The 16,767-nt window shown below is 61.9% G+C and carries 13 protein-coding genes and 1 pseudogene; 4 read left to right on the forward strand and 10 right to left on the reverse strand.

Features of this window, described 5'->3' with window-relative positions; all coding sequences use genetic code 11:
- Positions 1 to 38: 38 nt before the first annotated feature.
- The gene (locus FSO04_RS17585; protein WP_154560898.1) at positions 39 to 977 is read right to left on the reverse strand and encodes a Rossmann-like and DUF2520 domain-containing protein; all 939 of its coding nucleotides are present in this window, start codon (positions 975 to 977) and stop codon (positions 39 to 41) included.
- A gap of 768 nt (positions 978 to 1,745) precedes the next feature.
- On the opposite strand from FSO04_RS17585, the gene FSO04_RS17590 reads away from it, so the two are divergent.
- Entirely contained in the window at positions 1,746 to 2,045 is a 300-nt protein-coding gene (locus FSO04_RS17590; protein ID WP_168435724.1) for a hypothetical protein, read from the forward strand.
- A gap of 158 nt (positions 2,046 to 2,203) precedes the next feature.
- A pseudogene (locus FSO04_RS17595) lies at positions 2,204 to 3,164 on the forward strand (threo-3-hydroxy-L-aspartate ammonia-lyase).
- Between the two features lie 80 nt (positions 3,165 to 3,244).
- Here the strand turns inward: FSO04_RS17595 and FSO04_RS17600 are convergent.
- Both FSO04_RS17600 and FSO04_RS17605 read right to left on the reverse strand, forming a co-directional pair.
- Positions 3,245 to 3,922 (reverse strand): LysE family translocator, encoded by a 678-nt coding sequence (locus tag FSO04_RS17600; protein WP_154560900.1) that lies wholly within the window; start codon positions 3,920 to 3,922, stop codon positions 3,245 to 3,247.
- Positions 3,923 to 4,047: 125 nt separating this feature from the next.
- Entirely contained in the window at positions 4,048 to 5,616 is a 1,569-nt protein-coding gene (locus FSO04_RS17605; protein WP_154560902.1) for a UbiD family decarboxylase, read from the reverse strand.
- Positions 5,617 to 6,222: 606 nt separating this feature from the next.
- Between FSO04_RS17605 and FSO04_RS17610 the strand changes: the two genes are divergently transcribed.
- Positions 6,223 to 7,404, forward strand: a complete 1,182-nt coding sequence (locus tag FSO04_RS17610) for a lytic transglycosylase domain-containing protein (RefSeq protein ID WP_154560904.1) — start codon at positions 6,223 to 6,225, stop codon at positions 7,402 to 7,404.
- A 207-nt stretch (positions 7,405 to 7,611) separates the two neighbouring features.
- Here the strand turns inward: FSO04_RS17610 and FSO04_RS17615 are convergent, their stop codons facing one another.
- The 4 genes from FSO04_RS17615 to ribBA form a co-directional block, all read right to left on the reverse strand.
- A complete protein-coding gene (locus FSO04_RS17615) occupies positions 7,612 to 8,808 on the reverse strand; it encodes a pyridoxal phosphate-dependent aminotransferase (protein WP_154560906.1) in 1,197 nt (398 codons plus the stop codon).
- Positions 8,809 to 8,949: 141 nt separating this feature from the next.
- On the reverse strand, positions 8,950 to 9,384 hold the full coding sequence (nusB, locus tag FSO04_RS17620) for a transcription antitermination factor NusB (RefSeq protein WP_054037337.1): 435 nt from the start codon (positions 9,382 to 9,384) through the stop codon (positions 8,950 to 8,952).
- Positions 9,381 to 9,887 carry a 6,7-dimethyl-8-ribityllumazine synthase gene (gene ribH, locus FSO04_RS17625; RefSeq protein ID WP_054037335.1) on the reverse strand — a complete coding sequence of 169 codons (507 nt, stop codon included), beginning with the start codon at positions 9,885 to 9,887 and terminating at the stop codon, positions 9,381 to 9,383. Before ribH ends, nusB begins: the two co-directional genes overlap by 4 nt.
- Positions 9,888 to 9,937: 50 nt before the next feature.
- Entirely contained in the window at positions 9,938 to 11,074 is a 1,137-nt protein-coding gene (gene ribBA / locus FSO04_RS17630) for a bifunctional 3,4-dihydroxy-2-butanone-4-phosphate synthase/GTP cyclohydrolase II (RefSeq protein WP_154560908.1), read from the reverse strand.
- Positions 11,075 to 11,277: 203 nt separating this feature from the next.
- On the opposite strand from ribBA, the gene ilvD reads away from it, so the two are divergent.
- The gene (gene ilvD / locus FSO04_RS17635) at positions 11,278 to 13,140 is read left to right on the forward strand and encodes a dihydroxy-acid dehydratase (protein ID WP_154560910.1); all 1,863 of its coding nucleotides are present in this window, start codon (positions 11,278 to 11,280) and stop codon (positions 13,138 to 13,140) included.
- Positions 13,141 to 13,278: 138 nt separating this feature from the next.
- On the opposite strand, the gene FSO04_RS17640 is transcribed toward ilvD, so the two are convergent.
- The 3 genes from FSO04_RS17640 to FSO04_RS17650 all read right to left on the reverse strand — a co-directional run.
- Positions 13,279 to 15,180, reverse strand: coding sequence for a bifunctional diguanylate cyclase/phosphodiesterase (locus FSO04_RS17640; RefSeq protein ID WP_154560912.1), 1,902 nt, complete (start codon positions 15,178 to 15,180; stop codon positions 13,279 to 13,281).
- Entirely contained in the window at positions 15,177 to 15,707 is a 531-nt protein-coding gene (locus tag FSO04_RS17645; protein WP_154560914.1) for a YfiR family protein, read from the reverse strand. Before FSO04_RS17645 ends, FSO04_RS17640 begins: the two co-directional genes overlap by 4 nt.
- A gap of 1 nt (position 15,708) precedes the next feature.
- A partial coding sequence (locus FSO04_RS17650; RefSeq protein ID WP_154560916.1) for a TonB-dependent receptor plug domain-containing protein occupies positions 15,709 to 16,767 on the reverse strand: 1,059 nt, incomplete at its 5' end.

Below are 16,767 nucleotides of genomic sequence, written 5' to 3' on the forward strand. Positions count from 1 at the left end.
CGGATTGCGCGCGGCGCCGGTCGTCACATTATCACGGCTTACTTGACGCTTGCACCTGCTGCGGCCTGATTCAGCGACCGGTTGAGCGATTCTTCCACCGCCTCGGCAATCGTCTCGATCGCGGCGGGCGGTTTCGCACGGCGTTCGGCCAGTCCGACCGCGCGCCGCGTCAGCAAACCGTACAGCGCGGCATGATCGCCGCCAAGGCCTTCGAGCAACGCCAACTGCTTTTCCACGACGCCCGTATCGCCGCGCGACACGGGGCCGGCGAGCGCGTTCGGCAGACCCTTGTCGCGGGCGGTTTCGATCGTGCCGGAGAGCATCGGCAGCAGCGCGCGCAGCGCGTCGTCTTCGGCAAAGCCCAGCGTGCGCCACAACGCGACGCATTCAGCGAGGCTGCACAGCGCGAAGCTGGCGGCGTAATGCGCGGCAGCGTGATACAGCATGCGGCCGCCTGCTGGAATCGACAGCGGATGGCAGCGCAGGGCGACGGCCAGCGCCGTCAGCGCGTCCATGAGGGCGCCGTCGGCCTCGATCGTCACTGAGCAGCCGGCGATCCGGTCGAGGTCGGCGAGATCGCCGCTAAAGAGGTACAGTGGGTGAAAGCCGCCGATCGAGGCACCCTGGTCGCGCGCCGGAGTCAGCAACTCCACCGGGGAGGCGCCGCTGCAATGCACGAGCGCCTTGCCGTATGGGGCGCTTGCCGCGTCGGTCGCGAACCGCAGTGTGTGCGCTGTCGTACCGATGCTGTCATCGGGAACGGCTAAAAAGACGATGTCGGCGGCGTCGACAACCTGTTGTGGATCGTCGAATGCCGCGCAATGTTGGATTTGACTGGCGAGCCGGCCGGCCGAGGCCGCCGAGCGGCTCGCTACCGCCGTGACGGGATAGCCGGCGCGTGAAAAGCTCAGCGCGAGACAGCGCGCGAGCCGCCCCGCACCGATGAAACCGAGGCGCGGCAGAGAGGGCTGGGACATGGTTACCTGCTCCAGACGGGATACTTGAACGGGAATGCAGCAGTATCGCGCATCCGTCCGGCAGTAGTGTGTCCCGGTGTGGGTATTCCTCTGATCAGTTCGCGCGCGATATGGCGTGTCCGGTCGGTCATCCGGCCACAGACGCCCCGCGGGTCCGAAAACTGCTCACAATTTCCTTCATGAGCTGGTTTGGCAGTTGCTGTTCTGGGTTTTTCGTCTCGCAGTCAGATTCGGGAGGTAACGATGAATATTTTTTCTTACCGAAAGCACTTGCGGTTCTTGACGCACTCGCAGCGCCGTCGCTGGTGGGATCAGAAAAAGCGCCTGACGCCACGCGTGCGCATCAGTGGCGCGTATGTCCCGCCCAACGTCTCCCGAGAATTCGCCTATGTAAAGGTAGGCTGAAAATACCGTCTGCTGATGGGTAAGAAATGCCCGGTGCGATTGCATCGGGCATTTTTCATTTGGGCCGTCAGGATTGAAGCTAATTTGTAATCAAAGATTACTGGCAAGCGAGAGCCTGAAGCCGCAAGACCCGCAAAGCAGTGGGTTCGCGCTCGCTCGACCGCTGGCAAACCCTTAGTTCTCAGTCCGTTACACAGCGTGTCCCGGCGGTGGCGCGCCGGCGCACATTCCGAGCCATTGCCGCCAATTGCAATTTGCAACAAATGCGAACATCTATGCGTGGTCTTTTTCGATACATTGATTTCATAGCATGCAAAGCATGCGAAGTCGGCGACCTTAGTGGGCCGCGCCAGGAGAACAAAAGTGAAAAAGATCGTTCCGTTTGTCGTTGCCGCCGCACTCGGCGTGGGGTTCGCGACTGCTGCTGAGGCGCATGTTTCCGTCGGTATCGGTATTGGTATTCCGATCGCGCCGGCGTACCCGGTTTATGCCGCGCCGCCGCCGGTCTACTACGCACCGCCGCCAGTCTATTACGCGCCGCCGCCGGTCTATTACGGAGCGCCGGTCGTAGTCGGTGGCTATTACGGTGGCTATGGCCGTCCTTATTATCACCATGGCTACTACGGCCGTGGCTACTACGGCCACGGCTACTATCGCCGCTAATCGCAAGAAGCGCGCAGAGATGTATTGACGGCGTAACGCCGGCTTGATCGCCGGGTTGCGCCGTTTGTGTTTCTACTGCGGCATACCAAGCGACATACCAAAGCACTGTCGAAGCTGGGAGAATGGCTGTTTCGCCAATGCTCTGGAGAGTTTCGTCAATGCAAGCGCTTCCCGCTCCCACTTTCGACGACGTACTCGACGCCGCTGCGCGTCTCGAAGGCGTCGCCCATCGCACCCCCGTTCTAACCTCGAGCACGTTCAACGAGCGCACGGGCGCGTCGGTGTTCTTCAAGTGCGAAAATTTTCAGCGCATGGGCGCTTTCAAGTTTCGCGGCGCCTACAACGCGATTTCGCATTTCGACGCGGAGCAACGTAAAGCGGGTGTGTTGACGTACTCGTCGGGCAATCACGCGCAAGCGATCGCGCTATCGGCGCGTCTTGCCGGGATTCACGCCACGATCATCATGCCGCACGACGCGCCCGCAGCCAAAGTCGCGGCGACCAAGGGCTATGGCGGCGAAGTGATCAGCTACGACCGCTACACCGAAAGTCGCGAAGAGATCGGCCGGCGGCTCGCCGAAGAGCGCGGCATGACGCTGATTCCGCCGTACGACCATCCGCACGTGATCGCCGGGCAGGGCACGGCGGTGAAGGAGTTGATCGACGAAACCGGCCCGCTCGACATGCTGTTCGTTTGCCTCGGCGGCGGCGGACTGATCGGCGGCAGCGCATTGTCGGCGGCGGCATTGAGCCCGGCGTGCACCGTCATCGGCATAGAACCCGAAGCGGGCAACGACGGTCAGCAATCGCTCGCGCGCGTCGATATGCACGATCTCGCCGCGCACGATTGCCGACGGTGCTGCTTCCACGCATCTCGGCGACTACACGTTCGCGATTATTCAGAAGCTGGTCGCGAAGATCGAAACGGTCAGCGACGAACAGTTGATCGAGACCATGCGTTTTTTCGCGCAGCGCATGAAGATCGTGGTCGAGCCGACGGGTTGCCTCGCCGCGGCTGCCGTGCTCAACGGCGTCGTGCCGGTGAAGGGCAAGCGTGTGGGAGTGGTGGTGAGCGGTGGCAACGTCGATCTGGCGAAGCTGGCGCAGTATCTCGCCTGATAGGCTGCGTGATCGTTCTTGCGTCCGGCTACGCACGTTGAAATTGAGGGAAGACGGCTCGCCTTGGCGAGCCGTTTTTTCTAGCTTGCCACCTGTGCGGTCTGCACGATCAGATCGCGATACCCGTTCACGATCACGCTATACGAGAAGTAGGCGAACAGCAGCGCCGACAACACATGGCACGCGCGCAGCAAACCGGTGCCGGCGCGTTTGCGTCCATGGCTGCCGAGTCCGCAGATAAAGATCGTCCAGCACAAGCCGCCCAGGAAGAAGCCGCCGAGGAATACCGGTGCAGTCGTCACGCTAGTGGCGCCGGCCTTCGCGATCAACGCACCGCCGACTGCGGCAAACCACAGAATCGCTGACGGCGACGACATGGCCAGCAACGCGCCGCGCAAGAAACTGCGCCACGGGGAAAGATGCGGCGCTTTGGCATCCGCTTCGCCGGCAACTGCGGGCGCCGACGCCGGGAACAGCGCTTCACGCGCCATCTTCCACGTGAGAAACAGCAGGACCGCCGCGCCGCCGATCCACACGACCCAGCGTACCGATTCGAACTGCAGCAGCGCAGCCATTCCCGCGAGCGCGAGCGCCGCGTAAACGAGATCGCCGAAACAGGAACCCAGGCCCAGCCAGAAGCCCGGTTTGAAGCCGTGCGACAGCGCCAGCGAAATCATCGCGACGTTGACGAGACCGATATCCAGACACAACGACAACGACAGAAAAAAACCATCCGACATCATTGAAAAGGCATGCATCCGCGCAACTGCTCCATCAGTTTTGTTCTTCAGACTTGTTCAAGCGCGAGCGATCCGGCCGGTGAACGGATCGCTTCGATGCCGACAGAATTCCGATATTCAGTGGTGTGATTCGAGGCCTGTTTTTACAGTCCCAACTCATTCCACAAGGTGTCGATGCGCTGTTTGACCGCACGGTCCATCTCGATCGGGCGGCCCCATTCGCGATCGGTTTCGCCGGGCCATTTGTTGGTCGCGTCGAGTCCCATCTTCGATCCGAGACCCGCCACCGGCGAGGCGAAATCCAGATAGTCGATCGGCGTGCGATCGACCAGCACGGTGTCGCGCGCCGGATCGATACGCGTGGTGATGGCCCAGATCACTTCCTTCCAGTCGCGGATATTCACGTCCTCGTCGACCACGACGATGAACTTCGTATACATGAATTGCCGCAGGAAGCTCCACACGCCGAACATCACGCGCTTGGCGTGACCCGGGTAGCTCTTCTTCATCTGCACGATCGCCATCCGGTAGCTGCATCCTTCGGGCGGCAGATAGAAATCGGTAATCTCGGTGAACTGCTTCTGCAACAGCGGCACGAACACCTCGTTGAGCGCGACGCCGAGCACGGCGGGCTCATCGGGCGGTTTGCCGGTATAGGTGGAGTGATAGATCGCGTCGCGCCGCATGGTGATGCGCTCGACCGTGAAGACGGGAAACCACTCCTGCTCGTTGTAGTAGCCGGTGTGGTCGCCGTAGGGGCCTTCCAGCGCGTGTTCGTAAGCGGCGGACGCGCCCTTGGCCGGGCGCGGCGGCGCGCCCGCGGGAGCAGGTGAGGGCGTGCCCTCCTGCGGATAGATGAAGCCTTCCAGAACGATTTCCGCCCGCGCGGGCACCTGCAAACCGTCGACGCCCGGCGTGATGCACTTCGCGAGTTCGGTGCGGCCGCCGCGCAGCAGCCCGGCGAACTGGTATTCGGAGAGCGTGTCGGGCACCGGCGTAACCGCACCGAGGATGGTAGCCGGATCGGCGCCCAGCACTACGGCCACGGGATACGGCTTGCCCGGATTCTGCAGCGCGAACTCGCGGAAATCGAGTGCGCCGCCGCGATGCGCGAGCCAGCGCATGATGAGTTTGTTACGCCCGATCAGTTGCTGGCGATATATGCCTAAATTTTGTCGGCTCTTATTCGGGCCTTTTGTGACAGTCAGGCCCCATGTGATCAGCGGCCCCGCATCGCCCGGCCAGCAGGTCTGAATCGGCAGCTTTCCGAGGTCGACGTCGTTGCCTTCCCAGACGATTTCCTGGCAGGGCGGCGCGCTCACTGTTTTGGGCGCCATGTCCCACACCGCCTTCGCGAGCGAGAACAGTTTGCCGGCGTCCTTGAGGCCCTTCGGCGGCTCCGGTTCCTTCAGTGCGGAGAGCAGGCGGCCGACGTCGCGCAGCGACTCCAGCGCGGCGCCATCGCCTTCACCTGATTGCGCGTCGATACCCATGCCAAGCGCGACGCGGCGCGGCGTGCCGAACAGGTTACCGAGGACCGGAAACGCGTGCTGCTGCTGGCTCTCAAACAGTATCGCCGGACCGCCGGCGCGCAGTACGCGGTCGCACAGTTCGGTCATTTCCAGGACAGGCGAGACGTTTTGCGAGATACGGCGCAGTTCGCCGATCGTTTCGAGACGGCCGACGAAATCGCGCAGGTCTTTGTATTTCATCTGGTGCGGTAGAGAGCCGCGCAAGCGGCAAAAAGGTAGGGCGCCGCAGAGCTCACGGTGCCAGAACGATTGTCGATTTTACCTGTGTTGGCAGGCGCACGTAGATTGGCCAAACGGCCGACTTCGGAAGGACTAATTGAGATAGCTCAAGAAGCGCGCACCGCGCGGTTCTTAACGGACTGAACACTGTTCATTATTACAATTAGTTATACATTTGCCTATCTATAGTGTTGACGATCTATAAAACCCTGCATAGAATCCGTCCACATTGGTTGCAGGGCGTGAACCTTTTTACCACTGCCCCCGGTCCCTTTTGACGCAACGCGTCACCGTTTACCGACCCCCTGCACGGTATCTGACGGCCTTACTGAAGTCCTCGCCAGCGCCAACTGACGCTGGTTTTTCGCGTGGGAGCCACCGCCCGCATGCTTTTTGGCATGCCGCGGACCTCTTTTCAAGAGGGCTCCCCACAAACGGTATGTACCGTTTTCCCGACGTCGCTGCTGCCCTAACCAGACAGAGCGCGCGATGTCTTGACTCTGCGAATGTGTGTTACCGCCTGTTCAACTGGCGGAGTTCGCGGATCATGCAACATGGGAGATCTGAATGAACGCCTGGTTATCGTGGCGTCCCGATGAGCGTATCGCGCAAGTTGTGCGTGGTGCGTTGCGTCGCGGGACGCGAATGAGTCATCACCTGTTCAGCATCGTCGGTGGTATCGCCGTCGTGCTGGCCGTTACGCTGTGGCTGATGCCAGCTTTGCGCGGCACCCTTGCCGCCAAGCTGATGCCGGTCATTTCCGCCGCTGTGCAGGCCGGTCCCGCCCGTCTGCTGCAGGGCCACCCGCTGCCGGCTTTCGGGCCCCCTGGCGCGTCCTCTGACGATTCGCTGTCCGCGAATTCGACCGGTAGCGACGCCGCGAGCGGTGCGAACAACGGCAACAATGGCGTCACCGCCAGCAATACCAGCTACGACGGCGCCTTCGACGGCACCGGCACGTCCGGTATGGGCGTGGCTGCACTGAACGGCCTCGACCCGCGCACCATGCAGAGCGTTTCCGCGCTGGCACGGCTGATCCCGGCGCAGCGCGTCACGGCCGATGCACGCGACGATCGTGTGCTGGTTTCGACCCGCGAGCAGGATCTGGTCTCGTCGTACCTGGCGCGGCGTTATCGCGTCGCTCAGGGACCCGTTAGCGAGCTCGTGAAGGCCGCGTTCGACACCGGCCGCGAAGTCGATCTCGACCCGCTTCTCCTGCTGTCCGTGATGGCAATCGAATCGGGCTTCAACCCGTACGCCGAGAGCGGCGTGGGCGCGCAAGGCCTGATGCAGGTGATGTCCAAGGTTCACTCGGACAAGTTCCAGTATTTCGGCGGCCAGAGCGCGGCGCTTGAACCGGTTGCGAACATCAAGGTGGGCGCGCTGGTGCTGAAGGATTGCATCGCACGCGGCGGTTCGCTGCCGGGCGGTCTGCGTCTCTACGTCGGCTCCACTTCGCAGGACGACGGCGGCTACGGCGCCAAGGTGATGGCCGAGCGTGGCCGCCTGCGCGATGTGGCGCGCGGCCGCAAGGTGCCGATCAACGCACCGCAGGCGCCGGTTTTGACGGCGTCGAACACGACTACGGCTGCGGCGGCATCGACTAGCGGCAAGCGCGTGCAGATGACGCTCGATGCCGGTCATCCGCTGAGCGCGGCGGCGCCGGTGAAGACGCCGGTGTCCGAGCAGGACGACGCTAGTTCCAATGCGACCAAGCATGTGGCATCGGCTTCGGAGTTGGGCGCTTGAGGTTGACTTAACCCGGTTCGCCTGGCCCGGGAGCGGCCGATACAAAAAAGGACACCCGAGAGAGTGTCCTTTTTCTTTTGTGGTTTTCGTCTGTAGTGACGTGCGCGGCCGTGAGGCGTGTGTCACAGGCATTGTGCAACCCGGCCTCGCCGAGCAGCCCTTCAGGCACTCAAAGCCGCAGAGCGGCTCTGTGGCGCCTCTATCCAGTCAGTGCCGTCCGAAAAGTTTCGCCAGCCGCTCGACCGCTTCTTCCAACTTCGGCAGGGCGGTTGCATACGATAGCCGGATGTAGTCTTTCGGCGCGTGCGTGCCGAAGTCCATGCCCGGCACCAACACCACGCCCGCGTCATGCAGCATCGCTTTGGTGAGCGCCGCGCTGTCTCCGGCCGCCGGATGCGCGACCGTTCGGCAATCGGCGTACACGTAGAAGGCGCCGTCAGGCATTACCGGCACCGAGAAACCCAGCGATTCGAGCGCCGGCACAATGAAGTCGCGGCGGCGCTTGAATTCGAGGCGACGCGCTTCGTAGATGGCGATCGTTTCCGGTTCGAAGCAGGCCAGCGCCGCATGCTGCGCGAGCGCCGACGCGCAGATGAACAGGTTTTGCGCGAGCTTTTCGAACGCGCCGACCATGCCAGGCGGCACTACCAGCCAGCCCAAACGCCAGCCGGTCATGTTGAAGTACTTCGAGAAGCTGTTGACGGTGATGACGTCGTCACCGAACGAGAGCGCCGAGACGGGCTTCGCGTCGTAGCTCAGGCCCTGGTAGATCTCGTCGACGATCGTAAAGCCGCCACGCGCCCGCACGGTCTTGACAATGCGTTCGAGCTCAGCGGGCTCGATCGACGTGCCCGTCGGATTAGACGGCGACGCCAGCAGCACGCCGCGGGTGTGCTCGTTCCACAGGCGCTCGACGTCGGCGGCGGTTAGCTGGAAGCGTTCGGCCGGCCCGCTCGGCACCATCACCGGTTTGCCTTCCGCTGCGATCACGAAGTGGCGGTTGCACGGGTAGCACGGGTCGGGCATCAGTATTTCATCGTCGCGATCGACTAGCGCCGCGCAAGCGAGCAGCAGCGCGGCAGACGCGCCGGCGGTGACGACGATCCGCGCAGGATCGACGCTGACGCCGTAGAACTCAGCGTAATGCGCCGAGATCGCTTCGCGCAGCGCGTGCAGGCCAAGTGCGTTCGTGTATTGCGTGACGCCGCGGCGCAGGGCGTTCGCAGCCGCTTCGATGACCGGCTCGGGCGCGGTGAAATCGGGTTCGCCGATTCCCATGTGGATGATGTCGCGCCCTTCGCGCTCGAGCAGCGCGGCTTCCTTGGCCAGTTCCATCACATAGAAAGGCTGGATGGCGTCGACGCGGGCAGCAAGCCGCACCAAGGGTTCGGTCACGGAGTTCATACGATCAAATCCAGTTCAGAAGCAAAAGCGGGACGACGCATGGCACATGGGTTCATGTGCGCTGCGGCGTCCTTGCAAGCGCCCAGCGGTATGGGGCTGCGGCATGGTAGCAGGCGCATGACAAGGTCACGCGCCTCACGCTCAATGCTTGCGGGCTGCCTGCGTTTCGGCAGCGCGCAATTGCGCCGACAGCTTGTCCAGCACGCCGTTCACGTACTTATAGCCGTCCGCGCCGCCAAACGTCTTGGCGAGTTCGACGGCTTCATTGATGACCACGCGATAGGGGATATCGACGTGATTCTTCAACTCGAACGCAGCGACCAGCAGCACGGCGCGTTCGACCGGCGAAAGCTGGTCGATCGGGCGGTCGAGGCACGGTGCGATGTCGGCGGAGAGCGCTTCCGAATCGCGGATCACGCCGTGCAGGATGGCGTCCAGATGTTCGTGGTCGGCCTTGTCGAAGCCCTGTGCGCCGCGCAACTGCGCGTCGATTTCACCGCCGGGCGAACCCGACAGCAGCCACTGGTAAAGCCCCTGCGTGGCTAGTTCGCGGGAGCGTCGGCGTGCGCTCTTCATGCCTCTTCCTCTTCTTCGTCTTCTTCCTCGTCGTCACCGCCGAGCTGTTCGAGCGCGACCGAGAGGTTCGCCATTTCGACGGCCACGCGCGCTGCGTCACGACCCTTCTCGGTCATGCGCGCGACGGCTTGTTCGTCGTTTTCGGTGGTCAGCACAGCGTTCGCGACCGGGATGCCGAAGTCGAGGCCGATGCGGGTGATGCCCGCGCCGCTTTCGTTCGACACCAGTTCGAAGTGGTACGTCTCGCCGCGAATCACCGCGCCCAGCGCGATCAGTGCGTCGAATTGCGCGCTTTCGGCAAGCTTTTGCAGCGCCAGCGGGATTTCCAGCGCGCCCGGCACGGTGACCAGCAGCACGTCTTCGCCGGTCACGCCGAGGCGTTCGAGTTCTTCGATGCACGAATCCGCGAGACCGTTGCAGACGGGTTCGTTAAAACGCGCCTGGACGATGCCGATACGCAGTCCGTCGCCGTCGAGATTCGGTTGGTATTGTCCGATTTCCATGTGAATTCCGTAGTGTTTTGAGTTGGCGCTAAAGCGCGTGAATGGTCGGATCAGCCTTGTTGCGGAGCCTGTGCGGTGCTGCCCGGCATGGGTACGAAGCCGGTGACTTCGAGGCCGTAGCCCGACATGCTGCCCAGCTTGCGCGGGTTCGACAGCACCTGCATCTTGCCGACACCCAGCTCACGCAGGATCTGCGCACCGATGCCATATGTCTTGAAGTCGACCGGCCGGCGTTTGAGCGCCTCGGCTTTTTCCTTCGAGTCGAACGCCTTGAAAACGTCGACCAGATGTTCCTTCGAATCGCCGCAGTTCAGGAGCACGATCACACCGAGGTCGCGCTGGGCGATCTCTTTCATCGCCGCATCCAGCGTCCATGAGTGAGTCGATTTGCCGACTTCGAGCAGATCCAGCATGGACAGCGGCTCGTGCACGCGCACCGGGGTGTCGTGTTCCGGGTTCGGCGTGCCGCGCACCAGCGCGATATGCGGCTGGCCGCTCGGCTGGTCGAGATACATCACCGCGCGAAACGCGCCGTGCGCGGTTTGCATGGTGCGTTCGCAAATGCGCTCGACGATCGATTCCGTGCGGCTGCGGTAGTGAATCAGATCCGCGATCGTGCCGATCTTCAGATCGTGCTCTTTGGCGAATTCCATCAGGTCCGGCAGGCGCGCCATCGTGCCGTCGTCCTTGATGACTTCGCAGATCACCGCGGCCGGCGTGAGGCCTGCCAGCGCGGTGAAGTCGCAGCCGGCCTCGGTATGGCCGGCGCGCACCAGCACGCCGCCGGGCTGCGCCATGATCGGGAACACGTGTCCCGGCTGCACGATGTGCTCGGCCTTGGTGTCCGGTGCGACCGCCACGGCGATCGTGCGGGCGCGGTCGGCCGCCGAGATGCCTGTGGTCACGCCTTCGGCTGCTTCGATGCTGACGGTGAACGCCGTGCCGTACTGCGTGCCGTTGCGATAGGTCATGAGCGGCAGGTTCAGCAGTTTGCAGCGTTCCTGCGTGAGCGTCAGACAAATCAGGCCGCGGCCGTAGCGGGCCATGAAGTTGATCGCTTCCGGCGTGACGAATTCGGCGGCGATCACGAGGTCGCCCTCGTTTTCGCGATCTTCTTCGTCGACGAGGATCACCATCCGGCCTGCTTTCAGTTCGGCAATGATCTCTTGAGTGGAGGCGAGCGTCATGTTGGCGGAATTTTTCGAAGAAAGCGCGTATTTTACGCCACGCGCGCCCCCACGTCGCCTGGGCCGAATGGCATAGGCCGTTTGGCGAGGCACTTAGGGCTGTCTGGCGGCGGTTTGACAGGGCGGCGTTGCTATAATTCGTCGCGCCCGCGAAGGCCGCCTCCAGAAAACAACCTCCCCGCTAAACCCGTTCGAGAAAGATCATGCCGCACTATCGCTCACGCACATCGACTCATGGCCGCAACATGGCCGGCGCCCGCGCCCTGTGGCGCGCCACCGGAATGAAAGACGACGATTTCGGCAAGCCGATCATCGCGGTGGTGAACTCGTTCACCCAGTTCGTGCCGGGTCATGTGCATCTTCGCGACCTCGGCGCGCTGGTCGCGAAGGAAATCGAAGCGGCTGGCGGTGTGGCCAAGGAATTCAACACCATCGCGGTGGACGACGGCATTGCCATGGGCCACGGCGGCATGCTGTATTCGCTGCCCTCGCGCGAACTGATCGCCGACTCGGTGGAATACATGGTCAACGCGCACTGCGCCGACGCCATGGTCTGTATCTCCAATTGCGACAAGATCACCCCGGGCATGCTGATGGCCGCCATGCGCCTGAACATTCCGGTCGTATTCGTGTCCGGCGGTCCGATGGAAGCGGGCAAGGTCAAATCGCCGACGGACGGCCAGGTGATCGCCAAGATCGATCTGATCGACGCGATGATCAAGGCGGCCGACCCCAAGATCAGCGACGCTGAAGTGGCCGAAGTCGAGCGCAGCGCCTGCCCGACGTGCGGTTCCTGCTCGGGCATGTTCACCGCGAACTCGATGAATTGCCTGACCGAGGCGATCGGTCTGGCGTTGCCGGGCAACGGCACGATCGTCGCCACGCATGCATGGCGCAAGGGCCTGTTCGAACAGGCCGGGCGCCTCGTGGTGGACCTGTGCCGCCGCTACTATCAGGAAGAAGACGTGTCGGTCCTGCCGCGCAGCATCGCCAGCAAGCAGGCATTCGAGAACGCCATGGCGCTCGACGTGGCCATGGGCGGTTCGACCAATACTGTGCTGCACCTGCTGGCGGCGGCGCAGGAAGCCGGCGTCGATTTCACGATGTCCGACATCGACCGTATCTCGCGCAAAGTGCCGTGCCTGTGCAAAGCGGCGCCCGCCACCGACAAATACCATATCGAAGACGTGCACCGTGCCGGCGGCATCCTCGGCATTCTCGGTGAACTGGCCCGTGCGGATCTGCTGGACCTGTCGTGCGGCAACGTGCATAGCGGCACGCTGGGCAATGCCATCGCCAAATGGGACGTCGCCGGTGGCGCGGGTGAAGAAGCGCAGAAGTTCTTCCGTGCGGCCCCGGGCGGCATTCCGACCACTGTCGCGTTCAGCCAGGAAGCCACGTTCGCGTCGCTGGATACCGACCGCAAGACCGGCTGTATCCGCAGCAAGCAGGACGCGTATTCGAAAGACGGCGGCCTCGCTGTCCTCTACGGCAACCTCGCGGAGAAGGGCTGCATCGTCAAGACTGCAGGTGTCGACGAATCGCAATGGATTTTCTCCGGACGCGCGCGCGTCTTCGAGAGTCAGGACGACGCCGTCGACGCCATTCTGGGCGACAAGGTGGTGGCGGGTGACGTGGTCGTGATCCGTTACGAAGGCCCCAAGGGCGGTCCTGGCATGCAGGAAATGCTGTACCCCACGTCGTATCTGAAGTCCAAAGGCCTGGGCAAGACCTGTGCGCTCTTCACCGACGGCCGTTTCTCCGGCGGTTCGTCAGGGCTCGTGATCGGGCATGCGTCGCCGGAAGCAGCCGAAGGCGGCACGATCGGTCTGGTGGAAGATGGCGATGTGATCGAGATCGACATTCCCAGGCGCAAGATGCACCTGGTGGTGTCAGGCGAGGAATTGGCGCGCCGCCGCGAGGCTATGGAGGCTCGTGGTGACAAGGCGTGGATGCCGGTGGATCGTGAACGCGTGGTGTCGCAGGCGTTGCAAGCCTATGCGGCGTTGGCGACCTCTGCGGACCGTGGCGCCGTGCGGGACCTCTCGCAATTGAAGCGCAAGTGAGGCGTAGTTGAAGCTTAACTGACCGGCTGGCTGATGCAGGGGGCGCGAGGCCGGGCGACGTTCGGTGAGTCGTATTGAGGACGCAATAGTCTCTTGCCGGGAGCGCGCCCGGATCACCCCGCTTAGTCAGGAGAAGTGTCAGCCGCTTTCGGAAACGACGGCGGCCCCATCACTTTCGCGCATGGCCTCCGCTATTCCCGCGAACGACATCGGACGGCCAGTCAGAAAGCCCTGAACAACGTCACATCCCGCCTCTGACAACCAGGCGAGCTGCGCAGGGTATTCAACTCCTTCGGCGACGACCGTGAGGCCAAAGCTGTGTGCCATCGAGATAATGGCGGTAACGATCGGCTGTCCTGCGTGTGGCAGTGCCTTGACGAAGCCGCGGTCTATCTTGATCTGGTTGAGCGGAAATGACTGCAGATAGGACAGGGAAGAATAACCGGTCCCAAAATCGTCGATGGACAGGCGGATACCATGGGCGCGCAGTTGCCTCATCACGTTCACCGCGACTGACATGTTGGCCATGAGCAGGCTTTCGGTAAGCTCAAGTTCCAGCATGCCGGGGGGTAGACCACTATCTTTTAGCGCCTCAAGAACATCGTGCTGAAATCCAGGCTGTCGAAGTTGCCTTGCAGATACGTTCACCGAGACACTTGCGGCATTGCTCGCGTTGGCATTCCATTGTGCGGCATCGTGACAGGCGCGCCGCATAACCCATCTCCCCAGTGTAACGATGAGATCACTGTTCTCCGCGATCGGGATAAATTCTGCCGGCGAAATGCTGCCTTCCGATGAATGGGTCCATCGCGCAAGCGCCTCTACGCCAACAAGTTGTCCTGTCTGGCAATTGAATTGAGGTTGGTAGGCCAACTCAAGCGCCTCGCATTCAATCGCTCCCCGCAGTTCGCGCTCAAGCCAGGCGCGTCGCTGAGCCTCCTTCGTCATCTGCGGCCTGAACTCGACAGCGACGTTCTTCCCCCCGCTTTTTGCAGCGTACAAAGCAAGGTCTGCGCTGCTGACGAGTGATGCAACGTCGGTCGCATCGTCGGGGAACCGGCTGAATCCGACACTTGCCGTCACCGGAACGCTGCCGCCATGCAGCTCGAACGGCCGAGCCAGGACGTTGGTTATGCACTCGGCCGTGCTACGGCTACCGGCGCGGTCGGCGTCGTCGACAGCAAGCACTGCAAATTCGTCACCTCCAATGCGGCTGACAACGTCTGTCGGGCGCACGGCGTCGCGTAGAGCGGAAGCGACGGAACGCAGCAGTTCGTCTCCCGCGCCATGCCCCAGGGTGTCGTTAACAGTCTTGAAGTTATCGAGGTCAACCAACACCAGCGTCACGTGCGTCCAGCCACCGCCCCACGGTAGCAGGCGGGCCGCCAGTTCGTCGTAGAATGCCCGGCGGTTTGGCAAGTCCGTGAGAGGGTCTGTACGCGCGAGGTATTCGAGTTCCCTCTCTGCCTTTACGACGCGCGCTTTCATGCGCGACGTGACGATGGACGATACGCAGAGCGCGCAGATGCAAGCTGCCAGGAGAAAGCCGGCATATTGCCAAAGCTCTCGAACCATGCCTTCAGTGCTCGCGACAAGCACGACGGTACCAAGGACTTCCCCGCCCTGGATGACCGGATAGGCGACAAAAATATCTTTCAGGGAAAAGTGTTCCGGCGCGAAATTGCTTGCGAGCGTCGCTTCGTTCGCCTCGGGTGCCGAGATTCCCGCTCTGGCGTACCGCGCGTGGACACTGCCTTGCGCGTTAAACACCGCGACGCTCTCCACATACGGCACGTTGCTAAGTGGTCGAAGTATCTCGCGGGTTGTCTGATCGTCGTGAAACATCAGCGACGCGGTGATATTTGCTGAGACCATAGCTGCCTGCAAACGTGCGTCCGCCAGGAGAGCGGCGCGTAACGACAGCGCCTGGTAGGCCAGCAGCCCTGCGCTGGAAATCAGCAGGGCGATTGCGATACCAACGATATTCACGCGCCCCAGGGCGCGCGTCAGACTTGGTGTCTGTTCCTCATGAGACGTCATAAGACATTCCTTGCAAGGCGGAGCAGCTTGGAACTGAGCGACAGATGTCGGCGCAGCGCCTGCTGATTCTCTATGTCGAAACGGAGATGATTTTCCTCAGTGAACAGACGGATGACCGCAGTGTGGTCGCCGGTGTCAAAGTTGCTGATGACCAAAATCGGCTGATCCGACGAGACAACGTCTTTCACCGCATGAGACATTTGCTCCTCGCCTTCGAGCACGATGACATTGCATCTGTCCTGGCCGCTCCTGGACGGCATGGGAATTACGGACCACGCATGGCCGCCAACAGATCGCCCGTCGAGTTTCGAGAGCGCGGTGCCAAGATCGCTGTCCCTGTTCGCACAGACAAAGAGAGTGGTGTCAGACAGACTTCCTACGGGCCATGTGGTGAACTGGGTAAAGTTGAATATATAAGCTGCCTTCAATGCCGACTCATCCACCTGCGCGTGAACCGATCCCGCTATAAGCGCCCAGATAACGAAGGTGCATGCGCTTGCATAGAAAAAGGTGCGGGCGAACGACATTTCAGAACCCGTACACCAGCTTGACCAGGAATTCCCGGCTTTGCTGCGCTATGACGTCCTGCGTGAAGCCTGGGCCGGCGGGGTCCGCATATCGCGCGTTGGCGACGTTGTAGACAGAGAAAGAGACGTCTGCATGGGTGATCAGACGCGAGCTTCCGACGGTCACATTTCCCAGGCAATAGCCAGCCGCATGCCCCTGTTCCGCGAGTCGACTCGATACGCACTGAATCTCCGTGCCAATCCGCGCAATGTTTTCGAAGACGGGCAGCACGAGGTTCAGCTTCGCCAGGTTTCTGGGTGAGTTCTGCAGGACTGCCCCGGAGTTGCTGTCGCGAGCGATCTGCCATGAGTAACTGGCGCGTATCCTCGCATCACCAGCGAATCTTTGTTCATAGGTCAGTTCTGCGCCGTTCGCGTTCGCGCGATTCACGTTTTCGAAGATGTAGAGCCCGGATGGCGCGGTCGTCTCTGAAATCAGGTCGCGAATGTCATAGTGGAACAACGAAAGGGTTGCGCGGCCGGATTTTCCGATCTGTCGTTCGTATATGAATTCATTGGTTGTGATGTGCTCAGCCTTTAGCGAGGGATTCGCCATCTGTCCGCCGGCGCCCGGAACCGCGTAGTAAAGCTCGTAGGCGTTGGGCGCCCGGTAGGCTTGCCCATAGACAAGCTTGAACGTGTCTCTCGGGGACGCCTTGTACTCAAGAGCCAGTCGCGGGCTGACATTCCGGCCCGAGACGGTTTCCTGGTCATAGCGAAGCCCCGCATTCAGCGAAAAATTCGCCGGTAACTGCAATTCATCTTCGGCATAGACGCCCTCCCGATTGCTGCTGCGCTGGTCGTTCAGAAGTAGCGAATACGGGTCTACGTTGTAGTTGTACTGGTCACGCTGAGCGTCGCGTGTGTAGTCCACCCCAAAGACCATTTTGTTCTTTGAGGTTGACCCGGTTCGACGGATAGATTTGCAGTTGAGTCTAATGCGGTGTGGCACCTCCCGATAAGGTTGAATCGCGGGTTGTCCACGGTCGGGCGGCGGGTCGCCTGTCACGACCACGACGCT

It is taken from the genome of Paraburkholderia madseniana (assembly GCF_009690905.1).
In the GTDB taxonomy this organism is placed as follows: domain Bacteria; phylum Pseudomonadota; class Gammaproteobacteria; order Burkholderiales; family Burkholderiaceae; genus Paraburkholderia; species Paraburkholderia madseniana.

What these genes read in the sequence shown, in the direction of transcription:
- FSO04_RS17585 (WP_154560898.1), bottom strand. Translation starts at nt 977, where the DNA reads ATGTCCCAGCCCTCTCTGCCGCGCCTCGGTTTCATCGGTGCGGGGCGG.
- FSO04_RS17600 (WP_154560900.1), bottom strand. Translation starts at nt 3,922, where the DNA reads ATGCATGCCTTTTCAATGATGTCGGATGGTTTTTTTCTGTCGTTGTCG.
- FSO04_RS17605 (WP_154560902.1), bottom strand. Translation starts at nt 5,616, where the DNA reads ATGAAATACAAAGACCTGCGCGATTTCGTCGGCCGTCTCGAAACGATC.
- FSO04_RS17610 (WP_154560904.1), top strand. Translation starts at nt 6,223, where the DNA reads ATGAACGCCTGGTTATCGTGGCGTCCCGATGAGCGTATCGCGCAAGTT.
- FSO04_RS17615 (WP_154560906.1), bottom strand. Translation starts at nt 8,808, where the DNA reads ATGAACTCCGTGACCGAACCCTTGGTGCGGCTTGCTGCCCGCGTCGAC.
- nusB (WP_054037337.1), bottom strand. Translation starts at nt 9,384, where the DNA reads ATGAAGAGCGCACGCCGACGCTCCCGCGAACTAGCCACGCAGGGGCTT.
- ribH (WP_054037335.1), bottom strand. Translation starts at nt 9,887, where the DNA reads ATGGAAATCGGACAATACCAACCGAATCTCGACGGCGACGGACTGCGT.
- ribBA (WP_154560908.1), bottom strand. Translation starts at nt 11,074, where the DNA reads ATGACGCTCGCCTCCACTCAAGAGATCATTGCCGAACTGAAAGCAGGC.
- ilvD (WP_154560910.1), top strand. Translation starts at nt 11,278, where the DNA reads ATGCCGCACTATCGCTCACGCACATCGACTCATGGCCGCAACATGGCC.
- FSO04_RS17640 (WP_154560912.1), bottom strand. Translation starts at nt 15,180, where the DNA reads ATGACGTCTCATGAGGAACAGACACCAAGTCTGACGCGCGCCCTGGGG.
- FSO04_RS17645 (WP_154560914.1), bottom strand. Translation starts at nt 15,707, where the DNA reads ATGTCGTTCGCCCGCACCTTTTTCTATGCAAGCGCATGCACCTTCGTT.